The sequence below is a fragment of the Polaromonas sp. CG_9.7 genome (genome assembly GCF_015752205.1).
Taxonomy (GTDB): Bacteria; Pseudomonadota; Gammaproteobacteria; order Burkholderiales; family Burkholderiaceae_C; genus Polaromonas.
In genome coordinates, this window is the sequence record NZ_JADOVG010000006.1 from 33,537 (window position 1) to 48,880 (window position 15,344).

The window sequence follows — 15,344 nt, forward strand, 5'->3', positions numbered from 1 at the left end:
GGCCTGTCATTTTCAGGCTTTAGCGGTCACCGCGTCGTGAGGGGTTTCACGCACCTGGTACAAGGCAGGTGCGCCTTCGGGCAGTTTGTGCAGTTCCCACAACTTGCCATGAAACGCCGCCACGGTAGGGCGATGGGCAATCGACACCAGGCTGCCGTGGGCCGATTTGACGCTGGCCAGCAGCTTGCCATAAAGGGTTTTTTCGGCGGTTTCGTCGAGCGCGCTGGTGGCCTCGTCGGCAAACACCCAGCGCGGCTTTTTCAGCAGCACCCGGGCAATCGCCAGCCGCTGCTGCTCGCCGCCCGACAGCTTCTGGCTCCAGGCGTCCTTGTCGTCGAGCCGGCCGGTCAGTTGCGGCAGCAGCGCGTCAATCAGCGCCTGCTTGAGGGCGGCGTCGTCGTACTGCGCGGCGGACTGCGGATAGGCCAGCGCATTGCGCAGGCTGCCATCGGGAAAGTAGGGGCGCTGCGGAATGAACATGGCGTCCGCCGGCAGCTGCGTCTGCCCGGTGGCAAATGGCCAGATGCCCGCCAGCGCGCGGAACAGCGTTGATTTGCCGCTGCCCGACGGGCCTTTGAGCAAGATGCTTTCGCCCGGCCCTGCCTGCAGCGACACGCCGCTGAGCAGCGTCACGCCGGTCGGCAGCTTGAGCGACAGGTCGTTGACGGCCAGCGTGTCCGCCACCAGAGGCCTGGCATTGTTTGCTGCTGAATTGCTGGCCGCCTGCGCCTGTCCCTGTTGCGCGACAGCCTTTATATTGTCTTCAAAACTGGTCAGCCGGTCGGTGGTGGCGCGCCAGGCTGCCAGGCTGCTGTAGTTGTCAACCAGCCAGCTCAGCGAATCCTGCACGCGGCCAAAGGCCGACGAAATCTGGATCAGCTCGCCGAGCTGGATGGCGCCGCTGAAAAAGCGCGGCGCCGCCACGATGAACGGAAACACCACCGCCGCCTGGCCGAAGAAGTTGGTGAACCAGACCAGGTTCTTTTGCTTTTTGATCAGCTTGAGGTAGTTGGACAGCACGGCGGCAAAGCGCGTGTCGAGCTGCGCGCGTTCCACCGCTTCACCCTTGTCCAGCGCAATCGATTCGCTGTATTCGCGCACCCGCACCATGTGGTGCCGAAAATCGGCTTCGACCTGCTGCTGCTGGAAATTGAGCTTGATCTGCGGCCGGCCGATGTAGTGCGTGATCACGCTGCCGACAACGCAGTACAGCACCGCCATCCACACCATGAAGCCCGGAATCGAGTAGCTGGCGCCGTTGAAATTGAAGGCAAATGCGCCCGACAGCGTCCACAAAATGCCGACAAAACTCACCAGCGTGACCACCGCGTTCAGCAGCCCCATGCTCAGCGAAATGCTGTAGGTGGTGAACAGGTTTATGTCTTCCTGAATCCGCTGGTCCGGGTTGTCCGGCGTGCCCGCGCTGGCATGGCCTTCACCGGTAAAACGCGCCAGTTCCATCTTGTAGAACGCATGGTCGCTCAGCCAGCGCTGCAAATAGTGCGCGGTCATCCAGGCGCGCCAGCGCACTTCGAGCAACTGCGTCAGGTAGAAGCGGTAGACAGCGATGATGATGAAGGCAAACGCCAGGTAGGTAAAGCGCGCCAGTTGTGCCCAGAACACCGCCGCATCCTTGTTCTGCAGTGCGTCGTAGAACACCCGGTTCCACTCGTTGAGCAGTACCAGCATGTAGACCGCGCCGAGATTGAGCAGCACGATGGCCGCCAGCAGCCCACGCGCCTTCCATTTGTCTTCGGAACGGAAGTAGGGCGCAGACAGCGCCCAGACGCGGCGGGTGAAATGCCTGAAGTCGCGAAATTTCTGGGCAATGCGGGAAAGCAGGTTCATTCAGCGCTCTCTGGAAAAAATTACATCGGTGGATTCGACACGCCGCTGACCACATGGCCAGCCGGCACATGCAGGGCGGCCGAGTGGACATGGCCGGTCTGGTCGTCAAAGAAAAAATCGGGCTCGAACTCGCGCAAAAATTCGCCCTTGGCCAGACCGCCCAGGAACATCGCTTCATCGACCTCGATGTTCCAGTCCATCAGCGTGCGGATGGCGCGCTCATGCGCCGGCGCGCTGCGCGCCGTGACCAGCGCGGTGCGGATGCTCATGCGCGAAGTGCCGGCCTGCTGCAGCCGCTGCAAGGCCTCTAACAGCGGCTTGAACGGGCCGGCGAGCAGCGGCTGCGCGGCCTTGTCGCGTTCATGCGCCTGAAAGGCGCTCAGGCCCTGCGCCTGGAACACCAGTTCGGCCTCGTCCGAAAAGAGCACCGCATCGCCGTCAAAGGCGATGCGCACCTGGTTGGGATGCGCGTCGCTGGCCCGGGCCGATTGCGGATAGACCTGCGCCGCCGGCACACCCGCCTGCAGGGCGGCGCGCACGTCGCTGAGATGCGTGGACAAAAACAGGTTGGCATGCAGCGGCTTGAGGTAACGCCACGGTGGCGCGCCGCGGTTGAAGGTGCCGCGCTGGATGTTCAGGCCGTAGTGCTGCGCCGAGCGAAACACCCGCATGCCCGACACCGGGTCGTTGCGCGACAGCACCACCACTTCGACGCGCTGGCGCGCCGCGCCGGGGCTTGCACTTTCCCCGATGCTTTCCGGTGCATCGTTGAAGGCCAGCAGCTTCTGGACCAGCGAAAACGCCACGCCCGGCTTGGCCGGCACGTCGAGCCGCTCCAGCTGCAGCTTCATGTAGGCCGCGTCTTTCTTCACGCCCGGCGGCATGCCCGGGTCATGGCGTGGATCACCGCCTGGGTCAAGGCCGGTTTCAAACACCTGGTTTTCTTCCTCGAAATCAAACAGCGCGCGCGAGGAAATCGCCACCACGAGCTGGCCCTCAAGACTTGCCGACATGGGTTTGCCCTTCTTTGAATTGCCGTTGGCGTGTCTGGCGCAACGCCGCCGCAGGGCAGCGCGCCAGGCCAGACCCGCCGGTTGACTAGCCGCCATTGTCCATTCTTTGGCGCGTCCGACGGAACAGGGCCTAATGGCTGCGGACAAACAACAGTTTTCAAGCCAAATCAGCCTTTTGCACAGGCGAGGGCGTGCGCAAGCTGCTCACTTTTCTGGAGCAACTAGGTGGTGGTGGTGGTGGGCACGCCCGCGTGAAACCACGCCGGGCGTTTCGCGGGGCGGGCTGCGCCGGCGCCTGACCCTTCGTACCCTCGCGGGCCGAATGCCAGGCGTGGCATTACATCTGCAAGGCGGCGCGGGCAATCTGCTGGGGCGTGCCGAGGGCTGGCATCATCATCCAGCGGTCCAGCGCCTCGTTGCCGATCCGCACCATGCCGGTGTGGTTGGCCAGGTCGCTGTCGAGGGCTGGGTTTTTATTGAAAAATCCCAGCTTGCGCCGCAAGGTCTCCATCTCCCGGGGCTGCCCGGTCAGAAACGTCCAGCCGGGCTTGATGCCGAACCGCCTGACGTAGTCGCGCAAGGCATCGGGTGTATCGAACTCGGGCTGCAGCGTCATCGAGACCATGAAGATGTCCTTGCCCATGCGGCTTCCCAGCGCTTCCTGCACCTGCAGCAAGTTGGCGGTGTTCCCCGGACAAATGCCGGTGCACACCGAATACATCATGTTGAATATCACCGTGCGGCCCCGCACCAGATCATCGTAAAAGCGCAGTTCCCGGCCTTCATGGGTGGTCACCCGTGAATTGGGAAAGTAGCCGGCGCGCGGCCCCGCCGGCACCGCATGGGCCGGCCCGCTGGCGGCCAGCCCCAGGGCCAGCCCCGGGGCGAGCGCCATGGCGGCGCCCATCTGCTTGAGCCAGTCACGCTTGCCGCCTGGCTCGTTTGACATAACCGGGCGGTGGGCTGATTCGTTGGAGTTCATGCTGGTGTCTCCCGGGTTATTCGACGATGTCATAGCGGATCATCATGGCGTGGTCTTCATGGATGGTGTTGTGGCAGTGCATCATGTATTTGCCGGTGAAGTCACGGAACCGGATGAACACCCGCACCACCTCGCCAGGCGCCAGCACATAGACATCCTTGCGGCCTCGCTCATGTGGCGGCGGCTGCCGGCCGTTGCGCGTCAGGATGCGGCCTTCCTCGAAATGAATATGCACCGGGTGGTGCCAGCTGCCCTTGCCTTCGAGTACCCAGATTTCGGCGGTTCCCATTTTTGGCTTTACCGTGGCTTTTTCCGCGTCGTAAATCTGGCCGTTCACCGTCCAGACCTCGTTCGTTTTGTCAAACTCGAACCGCCGGGTCTTGACCACCTGCTTGAGGTCGATGTCGGGCAAGGCGCGCAGCAGCGCCGGCACCTGGCTGACATCGGGCAGCGCTGGCGCATTGCCAATGTCAAAGCGCAAAATCTGCGTGCCCCTTTTGGTCAGCAGGCCACTGGCGTTGCGCGTGTTGACACTCTCCCCATCCGGGCCTTTGCCGTCAGTATGAACCAGGCGGTTGACCAGAAACAGCGAGGTGCCGGTGTCGTACTTGGAAAAGTCGATCACGATGTCCGCCCGCTCCGCCGGGGCCAGAGGCACCTTGCTCATGGTCAGCGGCGACGGCAGCAAATTGCCGTCGCTGGCAATGAAGCTAAAGCTCTGCACCACATGGTCCGGCGTGGTCAGGTAGAACTCATAAAAACGCGAGGGGCCGCCGTCGAGCAGCCGGAACCGGTACTTGCGACGTTCCACCTTGAAAAAGGGCTGGATCTTGCCATTGACGCAGAACTTGTTGCCCAGGATCCCATCGTTTTCGAACTGGTCCAGAAACAGGTAGCCGCTGGAGTCAAACTGCTTGTCCTGAAACACCAGCGGAATGTCGTACTTGCCCACGCCGCTGGGCAGGCGCAAGGCCTTCGGGTTGGGGTCACGCTCGTCGCCCGAATCGATGTCATCGAACAGCAGGTACATGCCCGTCATGCCCTTGTAGACGTTCGGGGTGGTGAACCCGTCGCGGTGGTCGTGGTACCAAAGCGTGCCCAGCGCTTCGCGCGGATCGCCGTTGGTGGCACCGAAATGGTCATAGCCGGCATAAAAGTGGGGATAGTGGTGGTCCTTGTAGTTGCCGGCGGCTGTCAGGGTGGGGCCGTAATTGGCGGCGCTGTAGTAGTCGCCGGCAAAACCATCGCTTTCTGAGGCGCAGTGCAGGTTGTGCAGGTGGGTGCTGATTTCGGGTGAGCCAAAGCCCACGCTGTTGCGCGGCAGGTTGTTGTAGATGCGCACGATGATGGGCTCGCCATAGCGGGCCACAAAGGTGGGGCCGGGGTAAATGCCGTCGTAGCCCCAGATTTTCTGGGTTGGCAGGTTGGGGTGAAACGAGTGCCACCCTTCGCGCACATCGAGCGTGTAGGACTTTTGCGGCGGCCAGTTGTCCCGCCGCTGGTGGTCTGGCCGGCCGCATTCGCCGTCGGCGACACTTGCCGCCTGCGTTGAGGCCGGCGTCAATCTGGCGACGGGCAGCTTGGCGGTGTACACCGGTAACTCCACCATGAAGGCGGGCGTTGCCGGGCCGGGGGGCAAATTACCGGCCTGCGCCGGCGGGGCGATTTTCGAGCTCGTCACTAATCCGGCCGCAGCGGTGGCCGCCCCGACCTGTAGCGAGCGCCGCCGGCTCATCTTCAGCGGACTGGCGCGTTCTGGCAATGGCATCACATCTCTCCTATGAGTGACGGCTGCTGGTTCAGGAACACCCTGACAAGGCAGCAAGGGTCTGCGGGCGCTGGCTCCAGTTTGCATGGGTTGTGAGAGGGGAAAAATGCTTGCTACTGTTACAGTTGCCCGAGCCAGACAGCAGTTTGGACAGAAGTTTCGCCGTCGGCAATCACTTAAAAAATATAAAAAAGTCAGTTGCCAAGGCTTCTGAACTGGCGATTTTTATGCTGGTTTACCCGCAATTTTCGAAGCAGCAAACAGCGCTTTCCGCTTGTGGAAACGAAAATCGTAAAAATTAAATTCAGTTGCATTGAAGTGATATTCGACATGCGACGCATGCGCTGTTGCCGCATTGCAGGGGCTTGCATATACGCCCGTTTTGTTGGTTACAAATGCGACACCTCGGGCCGGAAAATGCTTGGGGCGGTGCGGCGGCAGGGGTCTTTTCAGCCGCCCTGGTCGTTAACGCCGGCGGGTTCCGGCCGGTCGTTCCGGGCCAGTGCCAGCCTGCGCCACTGGCCGAATCCCAGAGCGGCCCGGGGCCATTGGTCGGCCCGGCTGATGCACCGGATGCCGTGCTCCAGCAGGCTGACAGCACGCAGCACGCCGGCATGGGTGATCCACAGCGTGCCGGCGCCCGCTGCCCTGTCCGCGCCGGCAGCAGGCGCCGCCGCGGATGCTTCGTCCCACAGCTCGGCCACCCGCTGCATGAAAACCTGCACCGACTCGCCGTCGCCAGGCCGGTGCAGGGCAAAGTCCGCTACCCAGGCGTCAAGCGCGGCCGCGCCAATGTCGTTCCAGGCGCGGCCTTCCCACTGGCCAAAATCCATTTCCTGCAGCCGGGCATCGGTTTTATAAGACAAATCAGGCCTTAGCGCATACAGGGCGTGCGCAAGCTGCTCACATCTTTGTAGCGGTGAACTGATGACGCGGCTACTGGCGGGAAGCCATTGCGCCAGCGCTTGGGCGCATTCAGCGGTGGCCCCGGCATCCGCCGCCACGTCCAGCCGGCCGTAGCAGATGCCGGCATCCACCAGCGGCTGGGCATGGCGCACCAGCCAAAGGTCCATCCGTGCCGGTTCGTCGCCGGCATGACGCAGGGAATGGGTGGCGGGCGGCGTTTCCAATGCGTTCAAAGGCTGATCGCCAGGCCCAGGTAAAACGCGATTTCACACACCTGCTGCACGGTGCCCAGGCAGTCGCCGGTGAAGCCCTGCAGCCGCCGCCTGAAAAAGCGCAGCAGCCCCAGCAGCGCCAGCACTGACAAGCCGCAGGCAATTGCAAGATTGATAGCATCAAATAAAGGACTGGCCAGCGCAAGAGCCCCAAAACACCATAAAAAAGCAACTGCCAGCCCCCCTGCCGAGATCTGGTCGGCCAGCGGCTTGGATTTGGACGTGGCGCTGTCGCCCACATGCGGCAGCAGACGGATCATGATCAGCGGCAGGGTCCGCGACACCACATGGCCCAGCCACAGCGCGGCGCACACATACCAGCCGCTGAAAACCGGGGCGTCCCCGGCATCGGCAATCACCTCGACCGAGCCGAGCAGCGCCAGCAGCGCCACCTTGCACAGCAGCGCCAGCACCAGCGCCATGGCGCCGAATGCGCCGACGCGCGAATCCTTCATGATTTCCAGCGCGCGGTCGCGGTCATAGCTGCCGCCCAGGCCATCGGCCACATCGGCCAGGCCGTCTTCATGAAAGCCGCCCGTGAGCCAGACCGTGGCGACCGTCGACAGCGCTGCCGCCACCAGCGGCGTGAAGGGGGTGTCGGGCAGAAGCAGCAGCAGCAGCGCAAAGACGCTAGCTGCCGCGCCGCCAATCAGCACGCCGATGCCCGGAAAGTGCGCGGCGCTGGCGCGCAGCATGGCGGGGCTGTAGCCCACCCAGTCGGCCAGCCGGCCGGTGACCGGGATGCGGGTGAAAAACTGGAGGGCCAGCAGGAAGTGGCGAATGAACCGGACCATTGGCGCCCTTATTTTTCGCTCACGCCGGCCGACTCGAAACTCGCCATTTCATTGAGGAAGTTTGCTGCCGACTGCACCAGCGGCCAGGCCAGCAGCGCGCCCGTGCCTTCGCCAAGGCGCAGGTCGAGTTCGAGCAGCGGCTTGGCGTCCAGACAGGCCAGCAGCAAGCGATGGCCGGTTTCAGCGGAGCGGTGGCAAAACACCAGGTAGTCGCGCACAGCAGGCGCCATGGCTTGCGCCAGCAGCGCCGACGCGCCGGCAATGAAGCCATCGACCAGCACCACCCGGCGTTCGCTGGCCGCCTGCAGCATGGCGCCGGTCATCATGGCGATTTCAAAACCGCCCAGCGCCGCCAGCTCGCCGACGGCATCGAATGGCTCGGTCGCCGGGTGTCGCACCAAAGCGCGCGCCAGCACTGACTGCTTGTGCAGCAGTTGCGCGTCGTCCAGACCCGTGCCGCGTCCGGTAGCGTCTTCGATACGGGTGCCTGTGAGACGCGTCAGCAGCAGCGCGGCGGGCGAGGTGTTGGCAATGCCCATTTCGCCAAAGGCGACGACGTTGCCGGGCAGGGCCTGCATGACGTCCCTGCCCGCCGCTAGCGCTGCCTGCGCTTGAAGCCGCGACATGGCGGGTTCATGGCACAGGTTTTTCGTGCCCATGGCGATTTTTCGCGGCTGGAGTTGCGGATGCGCCGGCAACTCGGCGGCCACGCCAGCATCGACCACCTGCAGCGCAAAGCCATGCTGGCGGGCAAACACATTGATCGCCGCGCCGCCAGCCAGCATGTTGCCCACCATCTGCACGGTCACCGCTTGCGGATAGGCCGAAACGCCTTCGGCGGCAATCCCGTGGTCGGCCGCAAACACCACCATCTGCGGCTGTTGGAGCACCGGCGATTCGCTGCGCTGGATCAGGCCCAGCTGCAGCGCCAGGGTTTCCAGCGCCCCGAGCGCGCCCAGCGGCTTGGTCTTGTGGTCGATCTTGTGCCGCAGCCGGGCTTGCAGTGAAGCGTCGGCGGTGGATTCAATCGCAGGGATTTGGAAGCGCATTTTTTCGTTCATCGGTGATCTGTTTCAGGCAGGCAGGACAAAAGCAGGAGGCTGCGCTGCTGTCCGGCAGCGCGTATTCAGACAAGACAGGGGGAACCGGCATCACATGGGGCAGCTGCACGCACCAGCATTCGGCATCGCCGGCCACCATGCCGCAGCGCAGGCCCGCACCACAACGCGCACAGACCGAGGTGTTTGATTTCAGTTCGGGCAATACCATATTGCCAAGGCTCAGCTTTTCAGGAACAGCTGGTACACCGGGTTGTCGGTTTCTTCCACATGCGGGTAGCCCAGCGTGTCCAGAAACTCCTGGAACGCGCCGTTGTCGGCCTGCGGCACCTGCAGGCCGACCAGGATGCGGCCATAGTCGGCGCCCTGGTTGCGGTAGTGGAACAGCGAGATGTTCCAGCCGGGCCGCATCAGGCTCAGGAACTTCATCAGCGCGCCTGGCCGTTCGGGAAAGATGAAACGCAGCAGGCGCTCGTCTTTCGACAACGCGCTGTGCCCGCCGACCATGTGGCGGATGTGTTCCTTGGCCAGTTCGTCATGCGTGAGGTCCAGCGCCTTGAAACCGTGGCGCGTGAAATTGGCCGCAATTTTTGTGCTTTCGCCTTTGTTCGAGGTGGTCAGTCCGACAAAGACATGCGCCATGGCGTTGTCGCTGATGCGGTAATTGAACTCGGTCACGCTGCGCGGCCCGCCGGGCGACTTGTCGATCAGCGCACAAAAACGCCGAAAGCTGCCGCGCTCCTCGGGAATCGTCACGGCAAACAATGCTTCGCGCTCTTCGCCGACTTCGGCGCGCTCGGCAACAAAGCGCAGGCGGTCGAAGTTCATGTTGGCGCCGCACAAAATCGCCGCGTAGGTTTCGCCCTTGGTCTTGTTTTTGGCAACGTACTGCTTGATCGCGGCAACGGCCAGCGCACCGGCTGGCTCGACGATGCTGCGGGTGTCGACAAACACGTCCTTGATGGCGGCGCAGACCGCATCGGTGTCCACGGTCATGAATTCATCGACCAGTTCGCGGCTGATGCGAAAGGTTTCCTCGCCCACCAGCTTGACTGCCGTGCCGTCCGAAAACAGGCCCACGTCGGGCAGCGTGACGCGTTTTTTTGCCGCCACCGACTGCATCATGGCGTCGGAGTCGTTCATCTGCACGCCGATGACCTTGATTTCGGGCCGCACGGCCTTGATGTAGTTGGACACGCCAGAAATCAGCCCGCCGCCGCCAATCGCCACAAACACCGCGTCCAGCCGGCGCGAGCCCAGGGTTTGCAATTGGCGCAGGATCTCCATGGCAATGGTTCCCTGGCCGGCAATCACGTCCGGGTCGTCGAAGGGATGAACAAAGGTCAGACCCTGCTCTTTTTGCAGCGCGACCGCGTGCGTATAGGCGTCGGAATAGCTGTCGCCGTGCAACACCACTTCGCCACCCCAGCCCCTGACCGCGTCAATCTTGAGCTGCGGCGTGGTCGTCGGCATGACGACCACGGCGCGGCTGCCGAGTTTTTGCGCGCTCATCGCCACGCCCTGCGCATGGTTACCGGCCGAGGCGCAAATCACGCCTTTTTTGAGCTGAGCCGGCGTCAGGTGCGCCATCTTGTTGTAGGCACCGCGCAGCTTGAAGCTGAACACCGGCTGCTGGTCTTCACGCTTGAGCAGCACGGTGTTGTTCAGGCGCAGGCTCAGGCTTTTGGCCGGCTCCAGCGCCGACTCGACCGCCACGTCATAAACCCGTGCCGTCAGGATTTTTTTCAGGTAGTCGGCCGGCTTGAGCGTCTTGGCCGCAGGCGTGGGGACTGTTTTGGCGACGGCTTTGGGGCGCGATGGAGCAGCTGCTGAAGACGCAGCGCCAGAGAGGGGTTTTTTGGCAGAGGGCATGTTTTTTTTCTCGCGGCAGAACCTGAGGATCATAGGCGCACGAAAAAAAGGCCCAGACCATGCGGTCTGGGCCTGTAAATCCACCCTTTGAGGAGGTGGAGGAGACAACCAGTGCAAAAATACAGCGTCTTCGAAGACTGTGTACTGATGCGATGTGTCCAGTATATCGGAGTCAATGGTGCACTGCACAATGCATGTGTTGCAAAAGTCTCAAAATTACAGGGTTTAAGGGGTTTTACCTACAAGGCACCACTCCGGCCGCCATCGCGCTGAATGCAGCTAGGCTTGGCAACATCAAATATCTTCGACAAGGAATGGCAGTTATGGAATGCACAGTCAGCTGGACCGGCAGCAATGCGGTCAATGGATCCAAATCGGGAATGACCTTCCTGGCCGAAACCGGCAGCGGCCACACGCTGGTCATGGACGGCGCGCCCGATGCCGCCAAGCCTGAAAACGGCGGCGCCAACCTGGCGCCCCGGCCGATGGAAACAGTGCTCGCCGGCGCTGGCGGCTGCACGGCGTACGACGTGGTCCTGATCCTCAAGCGTGGCCGCCACGATGTGCGGGGCTGCACGGTCAGGCTCAGCACCGAACGGGCATCCGTGGACCCCAAGGTCTTCACCAAAATTCACATGCATTTTGTCGTGACCGGCAGCAAGCTGAGCGACAGCGTCGTTGAGCGCGCGATTGCCATGAGCCATGACAAGTACTGCTCGGCCACCATCATGCTGGCCAAGACGGCAGACATCACCACCAGTTTCGAGCTTCACGAGGCCTGAGTAGGCCAGAGTCTTAAATCCGGTGCGCCACCGTCGTCATCACCTTGGCAGCAGAACGCATCATCAGCCGGACCGGTGCGGGCAACTGCACGCCGCCCGCTTCTTGTGCCACCCTGGCATGGTGCGCTTCGTCGTCCTTCATCTGCGCCACAATGGCGCGCGATTCGTGGTCGCCCTGCGGCAGATGCTCCAAGTGACTGGCCAGGTGAGCCTCGACCTGGCGCTCGGTTTCCACCACAAAGCCCAGGCTCACCCGGTCGCCCAGGCGGCTTGCCACCAGGCCCAGTCCGAAGGCGCCTGCGTACCATAAGGGGTTGAGCAGGGAGGGGCGGGCACCCAGTTCGTCCAGCCGCTCCTTGGTCCATGCCAGGTGGTCGCCTTCCTCGCGGATGGCATCCAGGAAATGCCTGCGCAGCGCCGGATCGCGTGTTCCCAGCGCCTGCGCCGCATACAGCGCCTGCGCGCAGACCTCGCCCACATGGTTGACGCGCATCAGTGCGCCCGACACGGCTTTGTCCTCGGCGCTCAAGTCGGTCGTCTGGGCCGCTACCGTGGGGCAGGTTCGGCTGGCATGCGGTTTGGCAAACAAGGTGCGCAGTGCGCCGTCTGCAGCATTCAGGGCAAGGTCAAGGGCGGTGGTCATGGCAGCTTTCATCGGTGCGTACTGGGTACGGAACAAGTGGCAAGCCTGCAAGACCTGTCGAATCAATCGGAACAAGCAGGCCGTTGCCGGATCAGTGGTGTTGCCGCCATGTTAGCGCCCGCGCGCCAGCCTGCACAGAATTGAAAAAGCCCCCAAAAAGGGGGCTTCAAGCCAACCATCTCCGGCGTCAGTGCCGGAGCGCTCTTTAGAACGTGTGGCGAATACCAAAAGCCACGTTGGTCGAATCAGTTCCAGCCGATGCCGTCACGCCACCCAGAAAGCCATTGCCGCCCGGAGCAACCTGGCCCTGGCCTTTGTTGTTGAAGCGCGTCAACACGGCGTTCAGGTTGGTGCGTTTGGACAGGGCATAGGTATAGGTTACGCCGTAGGAGTCGGTGTCGGCATTGACGGGGCGTTTGTCGTCAAGCCGGTTGAACGCCGTGACGATGGTATGGGGGCCAGTGTTGAACTTATAGCCAATGTGCATCAGACGTGCATCCTGCCGAAAGGCGACGTTGTAAGCGTTCCGGAATTGCGTACGAATCGCCAGGGGAACACCGGCAAATAATGGCGATAGGCCGGTAGGATTGTCATCTTTGATGGTGGCGTACTGCGCATACAAAGTGCCGGGGCCAACAACCACATTGGCGCCAAACACATCATTGTGCAGAGACTTCTGGCCCAGCTCATTTTTCTTCTCGTTATGACCATAGCCTACAGAAAAGCCAGCCCCGGTATAAATGGCCATGGCGCCAAGAAAACGACCGTCGGAACTGCTGCCACCAGGCACTTCGCCCGCGCCATACATCAAAGTCGCGGTAATGCCGTTTGTCTTGATCCCGTATTGGAAGGTGTTGGGCAGCCGGATGTCAAACGCCGCAGGCAGGCTGGCGACTTGACCCGCGGCAAGGCTTGATTGTGTCTGCGAGGCGTCGAATGCAGCGCTCACCAAATAGCCTGGTGTGTATTGACGGCCAAGCGTGAATGCACCGAACGGGGTGATCAGTCCTGCAAACGCCTGGCGATCAAAGATGTTTCCGGCAATGTTTACACCGAAAGCACTGTTGGCCAGGCCTGTGGTGAGCTGGTTGGCCAGGGATGCCACCGTGACGCCCGGTGCCAGTGGAGCAGCGCCTGGCAAGCCTTGGGCCGCCAGACTACCCAAAACGGCCGTATTCACCCGGTCCGGCACCTGGCTGCCCGAAGCAGGCCGATTGGTAAAGGAGCCGGTATCCGCCTCAAACCGGCTTTCAAGCGTGAAAATGGCTTTGTAACCGCCGCCAATGTCTTCAGTGCCGCGCATTCCCCAGCGCGAACCCTCCATGATGCCGCTGGCCAGGCCGTTGAAAGACCCACTCTTCAGGCCGCTGACGTGGTTATAGCCCGCATCTACCAGACCGTAAAGAGTGACCGTGCTTTGGGCCATGGCACCGGTTGCAGACAAAAGCCCCATCACGGCAGTTGCAACGAAAGTGAGTTTTTTCATGAAGTCTCCAGAGTTTTTATTCGATAAGAGAAAGAAGGTTTTCGATGCGCCGCCACTGAGCCGGTGTTTTCGACAGAGCAAGATTAAGGGCTTAGCAAAATCACGTAAAGAGCGTAATCACGCAGGCGTATCACTTCAGAGACAGGGGAAAACCCTGTACTTTCAACCACCTACAGTTGTATGTACGAACCCAGTAAGCCTGCACTTTACGGGTTGTTGTTTCTTACGACAGCAGCAACATTTTCGTTGCACTGAACGTTTTTGCTAAGTCGTGTGATTGCAAAAAATTTTTACCGTCAGAAATTAGATTTTCTACAAGCGTTGTAATAAAGAGACTCAAGCTTCAGCGAATGCAGGATTTTTGAATTGTTGATAGGTCAAGGCAGCATGCAAATCCAAAAGTCCACCTGAATTTTTGGCAGCTTTACTTGATACGCCACTTAAAAATCGAGTTGTAAAAAATTGGTTCAACGCTTTGCACTTTTTTTGTGCTCTTGCTGTGCAGCATGGATCTGAATGCCCTGAAGTTGGGCGTTTCCTTTTAGCCTCAAAAAGAAAATTTCCTTGCACAGCGCGATCGTCGCCTGTCGCCAACAGATTGGGCATAAATATTGCTATATTTGTTAAACACTTGCCTTGAATGTAACAATTTGGTTAAATCTTATAAGGGTTAACCAGAAATTCCTCGCGCAATGTTTTGGCCCCAGTGTTTTTGACTTTCATCTTTTGGAGTTTTTGAATGAAGAAGAATTTGATTGCTTTGGCAGTTCTCGCTGTATCCGGTGTTGCATCAGCTCAATCCAGTGTGACCCTCTACGGTCTGGTCGATGCTTATGTCGGAAATCAAAAGATTAACGGCTTGAGCCAGACCGGCGTCAATCTCGCCAGTCCGGCTGGTGGTTCGGGTGGTGCGCTGAATACCAGCCGTTTTGGCTTGAAGGGCTCAGAAGACATCGGTGGCGGCATGAAAGCCAACTTTGTGCTGGAAGCTGGCTTCGACCCAAGCACGGGCGTTGCCAACAGCTATACAAATCCCTACACCGGAGTCAATTCCTCTGCAATTTTTGGACGTCAATCATGGGTCGGCCTGTCAGGTGGTTTCGGCGAAGTTCGCCTTGGCAAAATGTGGACACCATTCGACGAAGTCAAAGGTTCTGGTGCAGCGGCATTTGATGCCAACATTTTTGCGCCTGCTGCTAATGTTTGGGCCAGCAACAACTACAACGACCGTCCAGGCAATTCGGTTTATTACGCAACGCCGAGTTTCAGCGGTTTCACCGCTGCAGGCATGTACAGCTTGGGTGAAAACAAGACCTTGACAGTTTCTGCTGGCAAGATCGCTGCGGTGAATGTTGCTTATGCTGGCGGCCCGATTGCTGCTGCAGTGTCGTATCAGACTGAAAAAGCCAACGGTTCCACTGTTTCCACCAAATTCACACAGGTGAACGCATCGTATGATTTTGGCGTTGTCAAACTGCTGGGTGCGTTGGGTCGCGTCAAGGACGGTGCAAACCCATACGGCCTGGCTGTTGCCAAATCGACCGAGTACCAACTTGGCCTTGATTTTCCCGTCAACAGCGTCGTAACGCTGTCTGGTGGCTACGCACATTCCAAAGACACACAATTGGCTGCTGGCCCAGACATCACCCGCAAAGGCTTTGGCGTGGCTGGTTTGTACGCACTGTCCAAACGCACCAATCTTTACGTTGGTGCGCAAGACTCGAAGCAAACGGCTTATGCAGCCACTGCTGAAAACAAGATTCGCATCTACGCTGTTGGCGTTCGTCACGTCTTCTGATCGGTTCCTGGCCTGACGCCTGGCCGTCGAGCTTTTACAAGCCGCTTTGGGGAGACCTGAAGCGGCTTTTTGTTTTTCTTTTTCCCATGATTTAAATTTTTTAAATTGAAAGCATTCGAGCG

The 15,344-nt window shown here is 60.5% G+C and carries 14 protein-coding genes; 2 read left to right on the forward strand and 12 right to left on the reverse strand.

Annotation, left to right across the window (positions count from 1 at the left end; genetic code table 11):
• Positions 1 to 12: 12 nt before the first annotated feature.
• The 9 genes from IWX87_RS07760 to ilvA all read right to left on the reverse strand — a co-directional run bounded on the left by IWX87_RS07760 (position 13) and on the right by ilvA (position 10,513).
• The gene (locus IWX87_RS07760; RefSeq protein WP_196862962.1) at positions 13 to 1,848 is read right to left on the reverse strand and encodes an ABC transporter ATP-binding protein/permease; all 1,836 of its coding nucleotides are present in this window, start codon (positions 1,846 to 1,848) and stop codon (positions 13 to 15) included.
• A 20-nt stretch (positions 1,849 to 1,868) separates the two neighbouring features.
• Positions 1,869 to 2,861 (reverse strand): 5'-nucleotidase, encoded by a 993-nt coding sequence (locus IWX87_RS07765; protein WP_196862963.1) that lies wholly within the window; start codon positions 2,859 to 2,861, stop codon positions 1,869 to 1,871.
• Positions 2,862 to 3,198: 337 nt separating this feature from the next.
• Positions 3,199 to 3,843: an SCO family protein gene (locus IWX87_RS07770; RefSeq protein ID WP_231374673.1), complete on the reverse strand. Its 645-nt coding sequence runs from the start codon at positions 3,841 to 3,843 to the stop codon at positions 3,199 to 3,201.
• Between the two features lie 16 nt (positions 3,844 to 3,859).
• Positions 3,860 to 5,611 (reverse strand): multicopper oxidase family protein, encoded by a 1,752-nt coding sequence (locus tag IWX87_RS07775; protein WP_231374674.1) that lies wholly within the window; start codon positions 5,609 to 5,611, stop codon positions 3,860 to 3,862.
• A gap of 449 nt (positions 5,612 to 6,060) precedes the next feature.
• Positions 6,061 to 6,684 (reverse strand): histidine phosphatase family protein, encoded by a 624-nt coding sequence (locus IWX87_RS07780; protein ID WP_196863113.1) that lies wholly within the window; start codon positions 6,682 to 6,684, stop codon positions 6,061 to 6,063.
• 62 nt (positions 6,685 to 6,746) lie between these two features.
• Positions 6,747 to 7,583 (reverse strand): adenosylcobinamide-GDP ribazoletransferase, encoded by an 837-nt coding sequence (locus IWX87_RS07785; RefSeq protein WP_196862964.1) that lies wholly within the window; start codon positions 7,581 to 7,583, stop codon positions 6,747 to 6,749.
• An 8-nt stretch (positions 7,584 to 7,591) separates the two neighbouring features.
• Positions 7,592 to 8,632, reverse strand: a complete 1,041-nt coding sequence (cobT, locus tag IWX87_RS07790; protein WP_231374675.1) for a nicotinate-nucleotide--dimethylbenzimidazole phosphoribosyltransferase — start codon at positions 8,630 to 8,632, stop codon at positions 7,592 to 7,594.
• Positions 8,607 to 8,852 (reverse strand): cysteine-rich CWC family protein, encoded by a 246-nt coding sequence (locus IWX87_RS07795; RefSeq protein WP_196862966.1) that lies wholly within the window; start codon positions 8,850 to 8,852, stop codon positions 8,607 to 8,609. Before IWX87_RS07795 ends, cobT begins: the two co-directional genes overlap by 26 nt.
• An 11-nt stretch (positions 8,853 to 8,863) precedes the next feature.
• Positions 8,864 to 10,513 carry a threonine ammonia-lyase, biosynthetic gene (ilvA, locus tag IWX87_RS07800; protein ID WP_196862967.1) on the reverse strand — a complete coding sequence of 550 codons (1,650 nt, stop codon included), beginning with the start codon at positions 10,511 to 10,513 and terminating at the stop codon, positions 8,864 to 8,866.
• A gap of 323 nt (positions 10,514 to 10,836) precedes the next feature.
• On the opposite strand from ilvA, the gene IWX87_RS07805 reads away from it, so the two are divergent.
• Positions 10,837 to 11,295 carry an OsmC family protein gene (locus IWX87_RS07805; protein WP_196862968.1) on the forward strand — a complete coding sequence of 153 codons (459 nt, stop codon included), beginning with the start codon at positions 10,837 to 10,839 and terminating at the stop codon, positions 11,293 to 11,295.
• 13 nt (positions 11,296 to 11,308) lie between these two features.
• On the opposite strand, the gene coq7 is transcribed toward IWX87_RS07805, so the two are convergent.
• From coq7 to IWX87_RS07820, 3 genes are all read right to left on the reverse strand, one after another.
• Complete coding sequence (gene coq7, locus IWX87_RS07810) at positions 11,309 to 11,938, reverse strand: 2-polyprenyl-3-methyl-6-methoxy-1,4-benzoquinone monooxygenase (protein ID WP_196862969.1); 630 nt, start codon at positions 11,936 to 11,938, stop codon at positions 11,309 to 11,311.
• Between the two features lie 205 nt (positions 11,939 to 12,143).
• The gene (locus IWX87_RS07815; RefSeq protein WP_196862970.1) at positions 12,144 to 13,424 is read right to left on the reverse strand and encodes a porin; all 1,281 of its coding nucleotides are present in this window, start codon (positions 13,422 to 13,424) and stop codon (positions 12,144 to 12,146) included.
• Positions 13,425 to 13,760: 336 nt separating this feature from the next.
• Complete coding sequence (locus tag IWX87_RS07820; protein WP_196862971.1) at positions 13,761 to 14,030, reverse strand: hypothetical protein; 270 nt, start codon at positions 14,028 to 14,030, stop codon at positions 13,761 to 13,763.
• 133 nt (positions 14,031 to 14,163) lie between these two features.
• Between IWX87_RS07820 and IWX87_RS07825 the strand changes: the two genes are divergently transcribed.
• Entirely contained in the window at positions 14,164 to 15,222 is a 1,059-nt protein-coding gene (locus IWX87_RS07825; RefSeq protein ID WP_196862972.1) for a porin, read from the forward strand.
• Positions 15,223 to 15,344 lie beyond the last annotated feature (122 nt).